General features: G+C 63.0%; 16 protein-coding genes and 1 pseudogene. 4 read left to right on the top strand and 13 right to left on the bottom strand.

Annotated features, from left to right (window positions below; genetic code table 11):
* Window positions 1-49: 49 nt before the first annotated feature.
* From C6W91_RS10845 to C6W91_RS10835, 3 genes are all read left to right on the top strand, one after another.
* Complete coding sequence (locus tag C6W91_RS10845; protein WP_274866612.1) at window positions 50-1,288, top strand: sorbosone dehydrogenase family protein; 1,239 nt, start codon at window positions 50-52, stop codon at window positions 1,286-1,288.
* Between the two features lie 95 nt (window positions 1,289-1,383).
* Window positions 1,384-1,731 (top strand): CidA/LrgA family protein, encoded by a 348-nt coding sequence (locus tag C6W91_RS10840; protein ID WP_274830849.1) that lies wholly within the window; start codon window positions 1,384-1,386, stop codon window positions 1,729-1,731.
* The gene (locus C6W91_RS10835; RefSeq protein ID WP_274832279.1) at window positions 1,724-2,455 is read left to right on the top strand and encodes an LrgB family protein; all 732 of its coding nucleotides are present in this window, start codon (window positions 1,724-1,726) and stop codon (window positions 2,453-2,455) included. Before C6W91_RS10840 ends, C6W91_RS10835 begins: the two co-directional genes overlap by 8 nt.
* Before the next feature lie 6 nt (window positions 2,456-2,461).
* On the opposite strand, the gene C6W91_RS10830 is transcribed toward C6W91_RS10835, so the two are convergent.
* From C6W91_RS10830 to C6W91_RS10810, 5 genes are all read right to left on the bottom strand, one after another.
* A complete protein-coding gene (locus C6W91_RS10830; RefSeq protein ID WP_065271101.1) occupies window positions 2,462-3,052 on the bottom strand; it encodes an HD domain-containing protein in 591 nt (196 codons plus the stop codon).
* Between the two features lie 85 nt (window positions 3,053-3,137).
* Window positions 3,138-3,476 carry a carboxymuconolactone decarboxylase family protein gene (locus C6W91_RS10825; protein ID WP_065271100.1) on the bottom strand — a complete coding sequence of 113 codons (339 nt, stop codon included), beginning with the start codon at window positions 3,474-3,476 and terminating at the stop codon, window positions 3,138-3,140.
* A gap of 70 nt (window positions 3,477-3,546) precedes the next feature.
* A complete protein-coding gene (locus tag C6W91_RS10820; RefSeq protein ID WP_274837475.1) occupies window positions 3,547-4,203 on the bottom strand; it encodes a DUF938 domain-containing protein in 657 nt (218 codons plus the stop codon).
* Window positions 4,203-5,279, bottom strand: coding sequence for an FAD-binding oxidoreductase (locus C6W91_RS10815; RefSeq protein ID WP_274837476.1), 1,077 nt, complete (start codon window positions 5,277-5,279; stop codon window positions 4,203-4,205). Before C6W91_RS10815 ends, C6W91_RS10820 begins: the two co-directional genes overlap by 1 nt.
* Window positions 5,276-6,232 (bottom strand): aldo/keto reductase, encoded by a 957-nt coding sequence (locus tag C6W91_RS10810; RefSeq protein ID WP_274837477.1) that lies wholly within the window; start codon window positions 6,230-6,232, stop codon window positions 5,276-5,278. Before C6W91_RS10810 ends, C6W91_RS10815 begins: the two co-directional genes overlap by 4 nt.
* A gap of 129 nt (window positions 6,233-6,361) precedes the next feature.
* Here C6W91_RS10810 and C6W91_RS10805 point away from each other — a divergent pair, with 129 nt between their 5' ends.
* Window positions 6,362-6,976 (top strand): CDP-alcohol phosphatidyltransferase family protein, encoded by a 615-nt coding sequence (locus tag C6W91_RS10805; protein ID WP_274837478.1) that lies wholly within the window; start codon window positions 6,362-6,364, stop codon window positions 6,974-6,976.
* A 45-nt stretch (window positions 6,977-7,021) separates the two neighbouring features.
* On the opposite strand, the gene C6W91_RS10800 is transcribed toward C6W91_RS10805, so the two are convergent.
* The 8 genes and pseudogenes from C6W91_RS10800 to xdhA all read right to left on the bottom strand — a co-directional run bounded on the left by C6W91_RS10800 (window position 7,022) and on the right by xdhA (window position 16,860).
* Window positions 7,022-7,339 (bottom strand): hypothetical protein, encoded by a 318-nt coding sequence (locus C6W91_RS10800; protein WP_274837479.1) that lies wholly within the window; start codon window positions 7,337-7,339, stop codon window positions 7,022-7,024.
* Between the two features lie 211 nt (window positions 7,340-7,550).
* Window positions 7,551-8,624 carry a BMP family ABC transporter substrate-binding protein gene (locus tag C6W91_RS10795; RefSeq protein WP_065271094.1) on the bottom strand — a complete coding sequence of 358 codons (1,074 nt, stop codon included), beginning with the start codon at window positions 8,622-8,624 and terminating at the stop codon, window positions 7,551-7,553.
* Window positions 8,625-8,695: 71 nt separating this feature from the next.
* A complete protein-coding gene (locus tag C6W91_RS10790) occupies window positions 8,696-9,616 on the bottom strand; it encodes an ABC transporter permease (RefSeq protein WP_274832287.1) in 921 nt (306 codons plus the stop codon).
* A gap of 1 nt (window position 9,617) precedes the next feature.
* Complete coding sequence (locus C6W91_RS10785; RefSeq protein ID WP_274837480.1) at window positions 9,618-10,700, bottom strand: ABC transporter permease; 1,083 nt, start codon at window positions 10,698-10,700, stop codon at window positions 9,618-9,620.
* A gap of 39 nt (window positions 10,701-10,739) precedes the next feature.
* Entirely contained in the window at window positions 10,740-12,257 is a 1,518-nt protein-coding gene (locus C6W91_RS10780) for an ABC transporter ATP-binding protein (protein WP_065271091.1), read from the bottom strand.
* On the bottom strand, window positions 12,254-13,216 hold the full coding sequence (gene xdhC / locus C6W91_RS10775; protein WP_274837481.1) for a xanthine dehydrogenase accessory protein XdhC: 963 nt from the start codon (window positions 13,214-13,216) through the stop codon (window positions 12,254-12,256). Before xdhC ends, C6W91_RS10780 begins: the two co-directional genes overlap by 4 nt.
* Complete coding sequence (xdhB, locus tag C6W91_RS10770; RefSeq protein WP_274837482.1) at window positions 13,206-15,503, bottom strand: xanthine dehydrogenase molybdopterin binding subunit; 2,298 nt, start codon at window positions 15,501-15,503, stop codon at window positions 13,206-13,208. The genes xdhC and xdhB overlap by 11 nt, the downstream gene beginning before the upstream one ends.
* Window positions 15,500-16,860: pseudogene (xdhA, locus tag C6W91_RS10765) on the bottom strand (xanthine dehydrogenase small subunit). The gene xdhB and the pseudogene xdhA overlap by 4 nt, the downstream one beginning before the upstream one ends.
* Window positions 16,861-16,985: the final 125 nt, after the last annotated feature.

The raw sequence follows: 16,985 nt of genomic DNA, 5'->3' as shown, positions 1-16,985 counted from the left end.
GTGGCGTCTGCGGGCTGGTGATCGAATGTGCGATTTCAGGGAGAAGAGGATGAAGCAGGTCTTTAGCAGCGCAGCTTTGTGCCTGATGCTTGCTGCGTCTGCTTCGGCGCAGTCCGCTCCCGGAGAACCGGGCGCGATCAGGATAACCGGATCCGCCGAACACACCTACGTCGATCAAGACACGGCATCTGCCGATGCGTTGCGGCGCGTGCTGGAGGGTATCCGTTTGCCGACGGGGTTCAGGATCGAACTCTATGCGATGGTTCCCGGTGCCCGCCACATGGCGCTTACCCCCGGGGGCACAGTTCTGTTTGTCGGCACACGGCGGGACAAGGTCTGGGCGGTTCTGGACCGTGACCGCGACGGCATTGTTGACGAGGTTAAGAATTTTGCGCCCTCCCTGAGCCTTGATATCCCTAATGGCGTGGAGGTTTCTCTGGACGGTGATCTGTTCATCGCCGAACGCAACCGGGTTTTGCGCATTGCGGGCGCCGAGGCCTTCGACCAGAACGCTGACATGGTCGCGGTGCCAATCGTGCCGCAGGGCAGCCTGATTCCCGTGGCCGAGGAAAGCTCTTATCACACGGCGCGGGTCATCAAACTGGGGCCGGACAACAAGCTGTATATCTCGCTGGGTCAGCCCTACAACGTGGCGCCGCCGGAAAAGCTGGCGCTTTACAATGAGACGGGGATTGGCGGGATCATCCGCATGAACCGTGATGGCAGTGGGCGCGAAGTCTTTACCTATGGCGCGCGCAATTCCGTAGGGCATGACTTTCACCCGGAAACCGGAGAGCTGTGGTGGACCGACAATCAGGTCGACGGCATGGGCGACGACATTCCACCCGGCGAAATTAACCGCCAGACCGAGAAGGGTCAGCATTTCGGCTTTCCCTGGTACGGTGGCGGATCAACCCGAACGCGCGAGTATGCGGGGCAGGAGGTTCCGGTCGAGGTTGTCATGCCTGCAGTCGAAACCATCGCCCATGCGGCTGATCTGGGTATGAGTTTCTACACCGGGGACATGTTCCCCGAAAAATACCGCAACGCGATCTTTTCGGCCCAACATGGGTCCTGGAACCGCTCCGAGCGGGTCGGCGCACGGGTGATGGTGACCTTCATCGACGCGCAGGGGAACGCGGCCATCGAACCCTTTGCCGAAGGCTGGCTGAACCAAGACGGTGAATATGATGGTCGCCCGGTGGATGTTATCCAGCACCCGGATGGCTCCATTCTGGTGTCGGATGATTTTGCCGGTGCCGTCTACCGGATTTCCTATTCCCCGTAGGCCTGCTGCTTTGTCCGACCCGATGAGAGGGCACACCGCTTGTTTGGATGCCAGAGGGATGCCACAGTCACCTCATCAGGTGCAGGAGGGATAAGATGCTGGGTTTCCTTACGCTTATACTGGTGTGTCAGCTGGCTGGGGAGTTCATCACCGGGGCCTTGGCGCTGCCCATACCGGGGCCGGTGCTGGGCATGGTGTTTCTGTTCATCATTCTGATGCTGCTGGGCCGGGTGCCCGCGCAGCTGGATCAGACGGCAAACGGCCTGTTGCGTTCGATGTCGCTGCTGTTCGTGCCGGCCGGGACCGGGGTGATCCTGCATTTCCAGCTGCTGGGACAGGCGCTGTTGCCGCTGGGGCTGGCGCTGGTGGTCTCGACTTTGGCGACCATCGCGGTGACTGGGCTTTTGATGCAGTGGCTGGGGGCGGGGTCCGCCGATGGATAACCTGCAGGACACCTGGGTCTATCTCAGCGCATCGCCGCTGTTTCATCTCACCCTGACGCTGGTTGCCTTTCAGCTGGCCAGTTTCCTGTTTGAGAAAACCGGCAGGAACCCATTGCTGAACCCGGTGCTGGGGGCGGTGCTGATCGTTGTGGCTGTGCTGATGCTGACCGGGACGGATTATGGCAGTTATTTCGAGGGCGCCCAGTTCGTGCACTTCCTGCTGGGGCCTGCCACGGTAGCCCTTGCGGTGCCGCTCTATCGGCAATGGTACCGGGTGCGCCGTTCGGCTCTGGCTATCGTGGTGAGCCTTGTCGCCGGATCGCTGACCGCCATCCTGTCCGCCTTGGCGGTGGCCTGGCTTGCAGGCAGTTCCGAGGCGGTTCTTGCATCGGTGGCGCCGAAATCGGTGACGGCGCCCGTGGCAATGGGCATTGCCGAGAAACTGGGCGGCCTGCCGTCGCTGACCGCGGTTCTGGTGATCGTGACCGGCATCCTTGGCGCCATGCTGGGGCCGAAGGTTCTGGACGTGACCGGCGTGGTCGACTGGCGCGCGCGGGGGCTGGCGATTGGCACCGCCAGCCACGGGATCGGTACCGCTCGGGCGTTGCAGGTGAACGAAACCGCAGGCGCCTTTTCCGGCCTTGCCATGGGGCTCAACGCGCTCGCAACCGCGCTGCTGCTGCCGATCATCTGGAGCGGCATCCTGTGGATCATGGGCGGCTGAGCCGGATCAGCTGTCGCTGGTCTCGTTCAGCTCCATGTGGCCTTCGCCGCGCGCGAGCACCCGGCGCAGGATCGGTTCGAAGAATTCCAGCGGTTTCGTCGGGTAATCCGGGTCAAAGGCGCATTGATCATAGTCGTGACAGAATTTGCGGCAGTCTTCCCAATAGGGGCTGTCGCGGTATTTGTCGCGTGCGTGGCGGTCGCCGCCAAGGTGGTGATTGTAGTAATACCCCTGAAAGACGCAGTGGTGTTTCAGGATCCACCAGGTGCGTTCGCTGACATAGGGTTTCATCATCGCGGCGGCCAGTTCGCCGTGGTTATAGGGCGACAGGATATCGCCCACATCATGCACCAGCGCCGCAACGACGATTTCGTCATCAGCGCCATCGGCATGGGCGCGGGTGGCGGCCTGAAGACAATGCTGGAAGCGGTTCACCGGGTAGGGCGTCCAGTCCTCGTCAAGCGAGCGGATCGCGTCCAGAATACGGTCGGGCAGGGCGGCGTTATAGGCCTCCTCATACTCCATGACCGCATCCCAGTCTGCCTTCCCAGCCTCTTCAAAGCTGGTCCAGGTGGGGGTGTGACGTTGATCTTTCATGGCAGGCTCCCGGTTGATCTTTTCCGGAAGCCTAGCCGCTGTTTTTCGAATGGAACAGGCCATTCTGTGTGTAGTGATCCACGCCTCAGGCGGCGGTTAGCTCGTCAAAGCAGGTCATCGCCTTGGCCGCGTACATCATCGCGGGTCCGCCGCCCATCTGGATCGACATCGCCAGTACGTCGGCCACTTCTTCGCGGGTGGCGCCAGCCTTGATCAGGGTTTCCACGTGCAGCCCGATACAGTCCTCACACCGCAGGGCGACCGCGATGCCAAGCGCCACGAATTCCTTCTGCTTGAACTCCAGCGTGCCACCCTGCTTCACCGCCTTGCCAAGGGCGCCAAAGGCCTGCGCGGTCTCGGGGATCGCCCGGTTCAGATTGCGCAGCCCGTTGCGGGTTCCGTCCAGTTTTTCGTGCCAGCCCATGATCTGTCCTTCATCATATTCATTTTCCTGAAGGAGTAGGGTGGCTGCAGTACTGCGGCTTTGATCTGGGTCAGAAATCCGGTTTTTGCGCCACCAGGGCCAGATTGTTTGCTGGCATTTCGATCACCTCGGCCAGATCAAGGCCCGCCTCCTGCAGCCAGTCGATGGTGTCGAAATCGTCCTTGTAGCCGATGAGCGGATCATGGTCCGTCAGAGAGGCGTGGAACCTCTGATCGCCTTCGCTTGTAAGCTCACCAGCGCGCATGAAGGGGCCATAGATCGCGATCCTTCCGGCCGGGGCCAGCGCGCGTGCGGCTTCGCGGATCAGGGTCTTGGCGTCTTCCTCGGTGATAAGGTGCAGAAGATTCGACAGGATGATGAAATCGACTGGCCCGACCGTTGCGGCCCAGCCCGGCGCCGTCGCATCCAGTTCTGCGGCGGGGCGCAGGTTATCAAGGCCCGCCTCTGCGACATAGGCATCGATGCTGGCGCGCCGGGCTGCGTCCACCTCGGTCGGTTGCCAGATCAACCCTGGCAGGCGCCGGGCATAGGCCACCACATGTTGACCGGTGCCGCTGGCGATCTCCAGCGCGCTGCCGGTTTCAGGGGCGATGTCGGCCAAGAGATCGCACAGGGGATCGATATTGCGCTCAGCGGAAGGGGCGAAGAGCTTGCCATCCTGCGCAGCGGCGACAGAGGCGGTGCCGGGAACAGAGCGAACGGGCATCAGCGCAGCCTTTCCGGTGACAGGGAGGCAACGATATCGCGGTCCAGTTCCGGCGTCTTGCCGCCGATCAGGTCGCGCAGCAGGCGCGAGGCGGCTGGTGCGGTCTGAAAGCCATAGCCGCCCTGCGCCGCGCACCAGATGAAATCGGGGCGGTCAGGGTCTGCGCCCAGCACCAGCGCGCCATCGCTCACGAAACTGCGCAGACCGGCCCAGTTGCTTTCGACCCGTGTGACGGGTTCGGTTACCTTTTCCTCATAACGCGCCAGCCCTTCGGCCAGCACCATATCGTCGGCAAAGGCATCGTGCGGCTCAACCGGGTCGGCATCCGCAGGGGAGACCAGCAGCTTGCCTGCATCGGGTTTGGCGTACCAACACTCCCCGACACCCATCATCATCGGCCACTTTGTGACATCGTGGCCGCCCGGTGCGGGCAGTCGCGCCATGGAGCGGCGCTTGGGAGTGATCCCGATGGGCGCAACACCGGCAAGGGCGGCGACACGGTCCGCCCAGGCCCCTGCGGCATTGACCAGCTGCTTGCCCTCGTAGGTCTGACCGCCTGCCGTCACCTGCCAGCCCGATCCGCTATGCTGGATCGCGGTGACCTCGGCCCGTGTGATCACCTGTCCGCCTGCACCGCGCACCACGCGGGCAAAATCCTGGATCATCCGGTCGGTATCCAGATCCTGCGCGTCCTCGTGTAGGGCGGCCATGGTGACGGAGGCCGGATTCAGGATCGGCACCCGGGCATAGGCATCGTCGATATGGATCTTGTGCAGATCCAGTTCTGCGACATCTGCTGCAAAACCGCCTTCTTCGCCGGGGCCTGCCACCAGCATGAAACCGCGCGGTGTCAGGTAACCGCCATTGGCATTGTAATGGTAGTCGGCGCTGGCCTTGTTGAGCGCGACAACGGCTGGGTTGCCATAGCTTTCCTCGAACATGGCGGCCGAGCGCCCCGAGGCGTGATAGCCAAGCGCCTCTTCCGCCTCCAGTACCGTGACGCTGCCCAGATCCGACAGCCGCGCTGCGGCGCTGATCCCTGCGATGCCGCCGCCAATGACGATAAAATCACTCATGCCGAAATACCTTCGTCCTGTTCTTCCAGCCGGTCTGTCGCCGGCGCCGGGCGCGGGCTGAGCGCTGAAATCCGCGCATAAAGATCGGCACTCATATCGAAATCCAACGCCGCAAGCGACGGCGCAAGCTGTTCTGCGGTGCGTCCCGAGATGATCGGCATCGGGCAGCTGGAATGGGCCGCCACCCAGGCCACGGCAAGGGTCGCCGGATCGGTGCCAAGCTCCTGCGCAAGCGCGGCAAGATCGGCAGCGGCGCGATGCATCCAGTCCTGCCCATAGCGGCTGTTGTAGCGGGGATCTTCCTGCAGGCGCCCTTCGCCACTGCCCGCGGCGTATTTGCCGGTCAGCAGCCCGCCGCCCAGCGGAGAGTAGGGCGCGATGGCGATGTCCTGATCGGCGCACATGGGCAGGATCTCGACCTCGGCCTGGCGTTTCACCAGCGAATACATCGGCTGCAGAATATCAATCGACAGATCGTATTTGGCGCCGATCATCTGCGCCTTGACCACCTGCCAGGCGGCGAAATTCGACAGGCCCACATAGCGGATCAGCCCCTGTTGTTTCAGGGATGCAAAACATTCCAGCGTTTCGTTGAGGTCGGTTTCGGGATCGAACCGGTGCAGGTAAAGGACATCCACCATATCCAGATCCAACCGCGCCCGGCAGGTGTCGAACTGCGCCCGCATGTTGGCTACCCCTGCGCCGCCGGTATAGCCCACCTTGGTGGCGATCAGCAGCTTGTCGCGCTCCCCCTTGATCAGGCGGCCGAGGATCTTCTCGCTTTCGCCCTCGTTATAGACCCAGGCGGTGTCGAAATGGGTGATCCCGGCTGCGCGGCAGGCGTGATACATTTCGGCCGATTGCGTTGCGTCGGCGCGGCCTCCGAACTGCATGGTGCCAAAGGCAAAGCGGCTGACGGGGGCGTGGTCGGGGGTGGTCAGGATGCGTGTCATGGCGGCAACCTGCCACGTCGCGGGAACAGGGAAAAGAGCGAAGATGACGCAACAACAGGCTTCTGCCAAAAACGCCGCCGCGCGCAATTGTGACTGGAGCGCGCAGCGTTTGCAGGGCACAACAGAGCCATGTTTGATGCCCGTATCCGCCCGTTGATCGACCCTGCGTTGAACGCGCAGGGCAGGGTCATTGCGCGCTGGGGGATCAGTGCCAATCAGGTGACGCTATTAGGGCTGGCGCTGGGGCTTCTGTCTGCTGCGCTGATTGCTCTCGGGATGTTTGGCTGGGCGCTGCTGCCGTTGTTGCTGTCACGCCTTGCCGATGGGCTGGATGGGGCGGTGGCGCGGGCCAGCGCGCCGACGGGGTTTGGCGGTTATCTCGATATCACCTGCGATTTCCTGTTCTATGGCGCGGTGCCCTTGGCATTCGTGCTGGCGAACCCTGGGGCCAATGGCGCGGCAGGTGCCTTTCTGCTCATGTCTTTCTACGTGAACGGTGCCAGCTTCCTTGGTTATTCCGTCCTGGCCGAGCGGCACCAGATGTCCAGCACCGCGCGCGGCGTCAAAACGCTCTACTTTACCGGGGGGCTGCTGGAAGGGGCGGAGACAATCGGGTTCTTCGTGGCGCTGTGCCTGTTTCCGGGGGCCTTTGCCCTGATGGCCTGGGTGTTCGGCGCCTTGTGCTTCGTGACGGCTGCGTCGCGCGTGCTGTTGGCCTATCGGGTGTTCTCGCAGAAGCGCTAAGCCCCCCGGTGATTACTGTCGAGGCTGCGCTGTCTATGCGCCAGCTTATCGGCGTCTGATCCGATCCCGTCGTGCGATAATGTGAGTGACCGCACAGACCGGAAGCCAGATCTGAGCAAGCAGACCCGCGCCCAGTACGTTCCAGAACAGCGCCTCGGCGCCGCCCGAAAAACCGAACCTGGTTCCGGAGAGCAGGAACGCCACGCAAAAGGCGATCAGGCAGGACAGGAAAAATGCGCGCCATGGCTGGTTCGGCAGACGCCGGATCGTGAGAATAGACGCTGCGCAAGCGACCACGGTAAGGGCGATGGAGTAGGGGAGCCAGTCGCCCGCCAAGAGATAGCCGTAATCGAAAAACTCCATCCTTTTCTAGGCCTCCCGGTCTAGCGCCCGCCGATGCTGGTGCGATGAGTATATTAGGAGAGTTGGTCGTGGTCTGCAAAAGGTTGCTTTGCTGCAGAAGTTGGGGTCGCCCAAGATTTGCGGAGTGGCTGTGCAGAGGAGAACTGCAGCCACCAAAAGAAAAGGCCCGCCAATCTGGCGGGCCTTTCCGTAACTCGTCTGGGCAAGCCGCTTACTGCGGGATATCGCCTTCGATGCCTTCCACAAAGAAGTTCATGCCGGCCAGGGTGCCGTCATCGGCGGTTTCACCCTCTGCCAGCCATGCCGAACCGTCCTGCTTGTTCAGCGGGCCGGTGAACGGGTGGTAGGAACCGTCCGCGATGGAGGCTTTCAGCGCCAGCGCGGCTTCTTTCACGTCGGCGGGAACCGCGTCGGAGATTTCACCGATGCCGACCATGCCCGGGCCGATGCCGTCCCAGGTGTCAACCGAGGTCCAGGTGCCGTCCATCACGGCCTTGGTACGGGCGATGTAATAGGGCGCCCAGTTGTCGATGATCGAGGAGACGCGCGGTTTCGGCGCATACTCGGCCATGTCGGACGCCTGACCAAAGGTGATCACGTTGCCTGCGGCCTGTGCGGCGGCCTGCGGTGCGGTGGAGTCGGTGTGCTGCAGGATCACGTCGGCGCCCTGTTCGATCAGAACCTTAGCGGCGTCGGCTTCTTTGGCCGGGTCGAACCAGGTGAAGGCCCAGACGATCTTGAAGGTGACGTCGGGGTTCACTTTCTTGGCGTGGATATAGGCAGAGTTGATGCCGCGGATCACTTCGGGGATCGGGTAGGAGCCGATGTAGCCGACGATGTTGCTCTCGGTCATGTTGCCCGCGATGGTGCCCTGAACGGCGCGGCCTTCATAGAAGCGTGCAGAATAGGTCGAGACGTTGTCGGCGCGCTTATAGCCGGTGGCGTGCTCGAACTTCACGTTCGGGAACTTCTTGGCGACGTTGATGGTCGGATCCATGTAGCCAAAGGAGGTGGTGAAGATCAGGTCGGCGCCCTGCAGCGCCATCTGGGTGATCACGCGCTCGGCGTCGGGGCCTTCGGCGACGTTTTCAACGTAGACGGTTTCGACCTTGTCGCCGAATTCTTCTTCCACGGCCAGACGGCCCTGATTGTGCTCATAGGTCCAGCCACCGTCACCGACGGGACCGACATAGACAAAGCCTACCTTGGTCTTGTCTTCGGCCATCGCGCCGGTCGCAAGGCCAAGCGCCATGGCGGCGCTGGTCAGAAGTGTCGTCAGTTTCATCAAAGGGATCCCCCGTGTTGTTTATAATATGCCCGGATGCCCGGGCAGGGTGTTTGGCCTGCCGTCAGATCCTAACGGGAGGCATGGAAATTGCGGCCAAGGGCAGCGGGTGCGCTGCTCTTATCCGCGGATAGAATGACAAGCACCACAATGGTGATCAGATAGGGCGACATTGCCAGATACTCGACCGGGATGGCAACGCCTGCTGCCTGAAGATTAAGCTGCACCACGGTAACACCGCCGAAAAGATAGGCGCCCAGCAGCACCCGCCAGGGTTTCCAGCTGGCAAAGACCACCAGCGCAAGGGCGATCCAGCCGATGCCGGCGGTCATGCCTTCGGTCCACTGGGGGACCCGGATCAGGCTGATATAGGCACCGCCCATGCCTGCGCAGGCGCCGCCGAACAGGATCGCCAGCACCCGGATGCGCAGCACCTTGTAGCCAAGCGCATGGGCCGCATCGTGGTTTTCCCCGACCGCGCGCAGGATCAGACCCACACGGGTGTATTTCAGTACCACCCAGACCACCGCTGTCAGGACAATGCCGAAATAGAGGATGATGTCATGGCCAAACAGGATCGGGCCGACAACGGGAAGATCGCTCAGCACCGGGATGTGGATGTCCTGCATCTGCGGCGGTTTGATGCCGACATAGCTTTGTCCCATCAGCGCCGAGATTCCGAGCCCGAAGAGCGTGAGTGACAGGCCCGATGCGACCTGGTTGGCCTTGGCAAACTGGGTGAGGATGGCGAAGAGGGTGGACAGCGTCGCCCCCGCCACTGCGGCGATGACAAAGCCGAAGAGCGGTGAGCCGCTTTCGACGGCGGTGGCAAAGCCGGCGATGGCGCCGGTGATCATCATGCCTTCGACGCCAAGGTTCAGAACGCCTGCCTTTTCCACCACCAGTTCGCCCACGGCGGCCAGCAGCAGCGGCGTAGCCGCCACCATGAGGGAGGCGATCAGCAGGACCGGGTTGATTGCGGATAGATCCATCTTACGCCACCTCCGGCTTGCCGATTGCGATACGGAAATTGGTGAGCAGGTCAAAGGCCAAGAGGAAGAAGAGTAGCATCCCCTGGAAGACCTGGATCGCTGCCGAGGGCAGGCCCATGTTCGATTGCGCGATATCGCCGCCAATATACGTCAGCGCCATCAGCCCTCCTGCCAGCAGGATCCCGACGGGATGCAGGCGACCAAGAAAGGCCACGATAATTGCGGTGAAGCCATAGCCTACGTTGAAATCGATCGAAACCTGACCCGACGGGCCGGAGACCTCGAACAGGCCCGCAAGGCCGGCCAGCATGCCGGAGGTGCCAAGGCAGAACAGCACCAGCCGCGCCGGGTTCACGCCGGCAAAACGCGCGGCGCGCGGGGCTTCGCCGGTCAGGCGGATCTGATAGCCCAGCATGTGCCGGTTCAGCAGCACATAGGCAAAGATCACCGCGATCAATGCTGCCACAACGCCCCAGTGCATACCGGTTCCGGCGATCAGATCGGCGTTATGGGCGCTTTCGTATTGCTGCAGGTTGCGGCTGCCCGGAAAGCCAAAGCCTTCGGGGTTCTTGAGCAATCCCAGCGACATGGAGGCAAGGAACTGCTCGGCCACATAGACCAGCATCAGGGAGACAAGGATTTCATTGGTGCCGAAGCGAACCTTCAGAAAGGCCGGAATCATCGCCCAGATCCAGCCGCCAAAGGCCCCTGCGAGGACCATAAGCGGGAAGATGTACCAGGCCTCGAGTGGGTAAAAGGCCAGCCCCATCCCGGCGCCGAACAGCGCGCCCATGATGTACTGCCCTTCGGCGCCGATGTTCCAGATCCCGGCGCGAAAGCCCAAGGACAGCCCGATGGCGATCAAGACCAGCGGCGCGCCTTTAATCAGCAACTGCGGGCGGTAGTAGAAGGCAAACTCGCCAAACAGCGGTTCCCAGAAGATGGTGCGGATCGCCTCGACCGGGTCCTTGCCCAGGATTGCGAACAACAGCCCGCCCGCGATCATCGTTGCGAGCACCGCCACCAGCGGCGTGGCCATCGACCAGGCGCGCGACGGCTGTGGCCGTTTCTCAAGCCGGATCATGCGTCGGCTCCTTCATTGATAGTCAAATACTGGCGGAGATCAGACATGCGCCACCTCCATGCCGTGGGCGCCGCCCATCATCAGGCCGATTTCATCCACTGTCAGCCCCGCAGCCGGGCGCGGGGCGCTCAGGCGGCCTTCGTTGAGAGCGGCGAAACTGTCGGAAATCTCCATCAACTCGTCCAGATCCTGACTGATGCAGATGACGGCGGTGCCACCTGCGGCCAGATCCAGCAGCGATTGTCGGATCGCGGCGGCGGCAGAGGCATCGACGCCCCATGTGGGCTGGTTCACCACCAGCACCTCGGGGCGTTGCAGCACCTCGCGGCCGATGACGAATTTCTGCAGGTTGCCCCCGGACAGGGAGCGCGCCGCGTTTTCCGGTCCCGGCGTGCGCACGTCGAATTCGGAAATCACGCGTTTGGCAAACGCCTTGGCGGCGGGCCAATTGAGGAAACCGCGGCTGACCAGGCCTTCGCGCACGGCGGCGGTCAGCATGGCATTTTCCGTGAGGCTCATGTCCGGCGCTGCCGCATGGCCAAGGCGTTCTTCGGGGGCCGACAGTAGCCCAAGGCGGCGCCGCGCAACCGGACCCAGCTTGCCGATGGGCTTCCCGTGAAGTTTCACAGCATCCGGAACCGACAGGGTCTCGCCCGACAGAACTGCAAGGAGTTCATCCTGCCCGTTGCCGGCCACACCGCCGATGCCAAGGATCTCCCCCTTGCGCACGCTCAGGTGGACATTTTTCAGCGCGGTGCCAAAGGCCGAAGGTGCGGGAACCGACAAGCCGCTGATGTCCATCGCCACGTCGCCCAGATCCCGGCCAGCGCGTTCCGGGGTCTTGAGAGCGGTACCCACCATCATCTCGGCCATGTCGCGGGCCGAGGTTTCGGATGGGGTGCATTCGCCGACATTCTTGCCCAGCCGCAGGATGGTGGCGTGATCGCACAGGGTGCGGATCTCTTCCAGCTTGTGACTGATATAAAGGATCGAGGTGCCTTCGCTGCGCAGTTTCTGCAGGGTCTCGAACAGGATCTCGACCTCCTGCGGGGTCAGCACCGAGGTTGGCTCGTCCATAATCAGCAGTTTCGGGTCCTGCAGCAGGCAGCGGATGATCTCGACCCGCTGGCGTTCCCCGGCAGAGAGATCGCCCACGGTGCGGAATGGATCGAGCGGCAGACCATAGGTTTCAGAGACTTCGCGGATGCGGCTGGCCAGATCGCGCAGCGGCGGCGGGTTTTCCATGCCAAGGGCGATGTTTTCCGCCACGTTCAACGCATCGAACAGGGAAAAATGCTGGAATACCATGGCGATGCCATCGGCGCGGGCGGCGCGAGGCTCGGCCGGGGCAAAGGGCGCTCCGCGCAGCAGCATCTGGCCGCTGTCCGGCTTCACCAGCCCGTAGATCATTTTCACAAGGGTGGATTTGCCGGCGCCGTTTTCACCCAGAAGGGCGTGGACCTCGCCTTCGCCGATGTCGAAGGACACCTGATCGTTGGCAACGACGCCCGGGTAGGCCTTGGTCAGGCCCTGGAGGCTCAGAAGGGGTACAGTCACGCGTGCCGGTCCTTTCTTAGTTCCTGTTCTGCGCTGCCTCTTGCATCCAGCGCCAGCAGCTGCGCCGTCACACCGACCGCGATTGCCTGCGGGTGCTTGCCCAGGGCCGGATCCCCAATTGGGCAGGTGATCCGGTCGATCCGCGCGGGGGCGTGGCCTAGGGCAGCAAGCCGGGAACGGAAGCGCGCCCATTTGGTCGCGGAGCCGATCAGCCCGGCAAAGGCAAAGTCATGTTTCAGCAGGGCGTGGCATAGCGCCAGATCCAGCTCATGGGAATAGGTCAGAACCAGATGTCGGGCAGTTGACGGCGCGTGAGCCACCAAAAGCGACGGATTTTCAGCCCATACGGGGGTTATGGTGTCCGAAATATGCTCAGGAAACCGGTTTCGGGCGGTGTCGACCCAGGTGATGTCGTGATCGGGCAGGGGCGCCAGAACATCGACCAGCGCGCGCCCGACATGGCCCGCGCCCCAGATCCACAGCGGGTGCTCTGGCTGGTGCCTGGCTTCGATCATCCAGCCATCGATCAACTGTGGGGCCGGGCGCTGGCCCTGATTGCGCTGCCGGGTCAGCAGACGCCGCACCGTGAGCGGCATCGGGCTGTCCTGTCCCGCAGGACGCGCGATCACCTCGGTGTCGAGGCGTTCTAGGTCATCCGCCTGATAGACTTCGCTCAGCAGCGTTACCGATCCGCCGCAGCACTGGCCCAGATCGGGGCCAAGCGCGTGGGTGCTGAGAACCGATGCCCGGTCCTGCACGACGGCCTTTTGCGCTGCTTCATATTCAAGCGCTCCGCCGCCGATGGTGCCGGACTGGGCAAAACCGTCCTCTGTGCGCCAGACCAGCATGGCGGCGCCCACTTCGCGCGGGGAGGAGCCGCGGATGGCGGCGATCAATACGCGGGTGACACGACCGTGTGCTGTTACTGCGGCCTTGAGCCCGTCCAGATCAACCCCCATCACTGGTCCTCCGCGCCGCGCGCCAGATCTCTTCGGCGGTGGCCGGTGCATCAAGGGCAGGATAGGTCGCGCCAAAGGCGGACACCGCATCCGACAGCGCCAGCCAAGCCGAAATCCCCAGCATGAAGGGCGGCTCGCCCACTGCCTTGGATCGGTAGATGGTCTCTTCGCGGTTCTGCCCGTCATAAAGCGCCACGTTGAAGACATCCGGGCGGTCAGAGCAGGCGGGGATCTTGTAGGTCGAAGGCGCATGGGTGCGCAGAGCGCCCTTGTCGTCCCAGACCAATTCCTCGGTGGTGAGCCATCCGGCGCCCTGCACATAGCCGCCTTCGACCTGGCCGATGTCCAGCGCCGGGTTCAGCGAGGCGCCTGCGTCATGCAGGATATCGGCGCGCAAGATGCGGTTTTCGCCAGTCAGCCGGTCCACCACAACCTCGGTCAGGGCGGCGCCATAGGCAAAGTAGAAGAAGGGGCGTCCCTGTCCCTTGATCCGGTCCCATTCCAGTTTTGGGGTCTTGTAGAAGCCGGTCGACGACAGGCTGATCCGCCCCTCGTAGCATAGTTTCGCCGCCGCATCGAAGCTGAGCTCCAGAGCGTCGCCGATCCGAACCACGCCATCTGCAAAGACCACATCCGCAGGCGCTGCCTGATGCAGGTTGGCCAGATGTTCGGCCATGCGGGCACGGATGGTGTCGCAGGCGGCCTTGACAGCCATCCCGTTGAGGTCAGACCCGGAAGAGGCCGCCGTGGCGGAGGTATTGGGCACCTTGGCGGTGTCGGTGGCGGTGATCTTCACCTTCTCCAGTGGGATGCCAAACCGGCTGGCGGCCACCTGCGCGACCTTCTGGAACAATCCCTGTCCCATCTCGGTGCCGCCGTGGTTCAGGTGGACCGAGCCATCCTGATAGACATGAACCAGTGCCCCGGCCTGATTGAGGTGGGTCAGGGTGAAGGAAATACCGAATTTGACCGGAGAGAAGGCAAGCCCCCGTTTGAGGTGTGTCTGCCTCTGGTTCCAGTCGGCGATTTCTGCCTTGCGGGCGGCATAATCCGCGCTCTCCAGCAATTGCGCGGTCATCTCGTGCAATTCGAAATCGCTGACCTCCATGCCATAGGGGGTCGTGTTGTCGCCCGTGGCGGTGCCGGGAGCGGCGTAGTAGTTGCGTTGCCGCAATTCGACCGGGTCCAGCTTCAGATCATGGGCGATATGATCCATCACCCGTTCGATCCCGACCATGCCCTGAGGGCCGCCAAAGCCGCGATAGGCGGTGGCGCTTTGCCGGTTGGTCTTGAGGCGATGACTTTCGATGCGGATCGCGGGGATCGCATAAGCGTTGTCAGCGTGCAGCATGGCGCGGTCGGCAACCGGCAGCGACAGATCCTGCGCCCAGCCGCAATCCGCCAGATGGTTGAACTCCACCCCCATCAGGCGGCCGTCCGTGTCAAAACCCGCCCGGTAGGAAATGCGGAATGCATGACGTTTGCCGGTGATGACCATGTCGTCATCGCGGTCATAACGCATCTTGCACGGGCGCCCGGTGTGGCGCGCGGCCACGGCGCAGGCGACGGCCAGCGCGTTGCCCTGGCTTTCCTTGCCGCCAAAACCGCCACCCATGCGCCGGGTTTCCACCCGCACCGCATGCATTGGCAGGCCGATGGCCTCGGCCACCTTGTGCTGGATCTCGGTCGGGTGCTGGGTCGATGAATTGACCAGCATGCCGCCATCCTCTTGTGGCTGGGCCAGCGCGGCCTGGCCTTCCAGATAGAAATGTTCCTGCCCGCCAAGGTCAAAGCTGCCTTCGACCATGCGCGGGGCGGCGGCGATGGCTGCGGCGGCATCGCCCTTTTGATAGATGCGCGGGCCTTCCTCGAAACGGCTGTCGGCGGCCAATGCGGCCTCCAGCGTCAGCAGGGGTGTTTCCTCGGCGTAGTCTATCATGGCCTTGCGGGCGGCGATGCGCGCGGCCCGGTGGCTGGTTGCCACCACCAGAAACACCGGCTGTCCGACATAGTTGACCGCGCCGGATGTCAGTAGTGGCTCATCATGGTTCGATGGGGAGACATCATTGTCAAAGGGCAGATCACCGGCGCTCAGCACCGCGACCACGCCGGAGCTTTGGCGGGCGGGCTCCAGGTCCATCTTGGTGATGCGCCCCTTGGCGATGGGCGACAAGCCGAAGGCCAGATGTAGGGTGCCGCGCGGCGTCGGGGTGTCGTCCACATAGCGGGCGGCGCCGGTCACATGCAGGCGGGCGGCGTCGTGGGGCAGGGGTTTTGCAACGCTCATTGGCCCACCTCCAGCACGCTGACGGTTTCGCCCGCTAGATCCGCGAAACAGCGTTGCAGCATGTTGCGGGCGCAGTCGAGGCGGTATTCATCCGAGGCGCGCATGTCCCGCATCGGGGTGAAGTCCTTGTCGAATTCCGCTTGGGCAAGGGCAATGGTTGCCGGTGTCCAGGGTTGCCCGATAAGAGCGGCCTCAACATTGGACGCGCGCTTGGGAATGCCTGCCATGCCGCCAAAGGCGATGCGCGCCGCACGCACGATGCCATCTTCGACCGTGACATTGAAAGCGCCGAGCACGGCCGAGATGTCCTGGTCAAAGCGTTTGGAGAGCTTATAGACGCGCAGGGTATCGGGCCGACGCGGGAAAGAAACCGCCTCGACGAATTCGCCCGGCTGACGGTCCTGTTTGCCGTATTCAAGGAAGAAGTCTTCAAGCGGCAGATCGCGCCGGGTGTCGCCCTTGCGAAGATGCAGCGTGGCGCCAAGCGCGATGAGCGCGGGCGGGTTGTCCCCGATGGGGGAGCCATTGGCGATATTGCCGCCGACCGTGGCAGCCGCGCGCACCTGCTGCGAGGCATAGCGACGGATCATCTCGGCATAGGACGGGTGCAGCGGGGCGATGGCGGCCCGCATCCGGTTCATGTCGACCATGGCGCCGATGCGCACGGTCTCTTCGCTGATCTCGATCTGTTTCAGGTCGGTGCAGCGGTCTAGGAAAATCATGTGCTCCAGATCGCGCAGGCCCTTGGTCACCCAGAGACCGACATCCGTCGCCCCGGCCACCAGCGTTGCCTCGGGGTTAGCGGCGAAGAGCGCGGCGAGATCGTCGGATGAAGTCGGCATGTTATCAAGGGGTGTGGCCGCAGGTGGGGCCTCGGATGCGATCCAGTCGGGCACTGGCTGGTCGGCTGCCGCCTTGGCCGCGCGGATGATGGGCGCATAGCCGGTGCAGCGGCACAGGTTTCCGGCCAATTGGTCGTCGAAATCGTGGGCGCCGTTCTTGTGTGCGGTGACCATCGACATGACGAAGCCGGGGGTGCAGAACCCGCACTGGCTGCCGTGATGTTTGATCATTGCGTCCTGGACCGGGTGCAGGCTGCCGTCCGGCCCGGCAGCGCCTTCGACGGTGCGCACCGATTTGCCGTTCAGCTGTGGCAGGAACAGAAGCAGGCATTCAGCGGCTTTGCGCCCTGTTCATCGGTCACCATCACCGTGCAGGCGCCGCAGTCGCCCTCGTTGCAGCCTTCCTTGGTGCCGGTCAGGCCGCGCTCTTCGCGCAGCCAATCGAGCAGCGTCGCCGACGAATTCGCATCGCTCAGCGTTACCTCCTCACCGTTCAGATGAAAGGTGATTGTCATCTTGTGAAACCCGTCGCCTTACCCTGTTTTCCCGTACTGCCAACCCTTCGATGCGACGTAGAAGAGCCAGCGGGATATATGCATGCTTGTTAAGCATAGCCTAGAAAGCCCAAGCGGATTCTGGC

It is taken from the genome of Phaeobacter sp. SYSU ZJ3003 (assembly GCF_041300735.1).
In the GTDB taxonomy this organism is placed as follows: Bacteria; Pseudomonadota; Alphaproteobacteria; order Rhodobacterales; family Rhodobacteraceae; genus Phycobacter; species Phycobacter gallaeciensis_A.
This window is presented reverse-complemented; position numbering and strand designations above follow the sequence as displayed.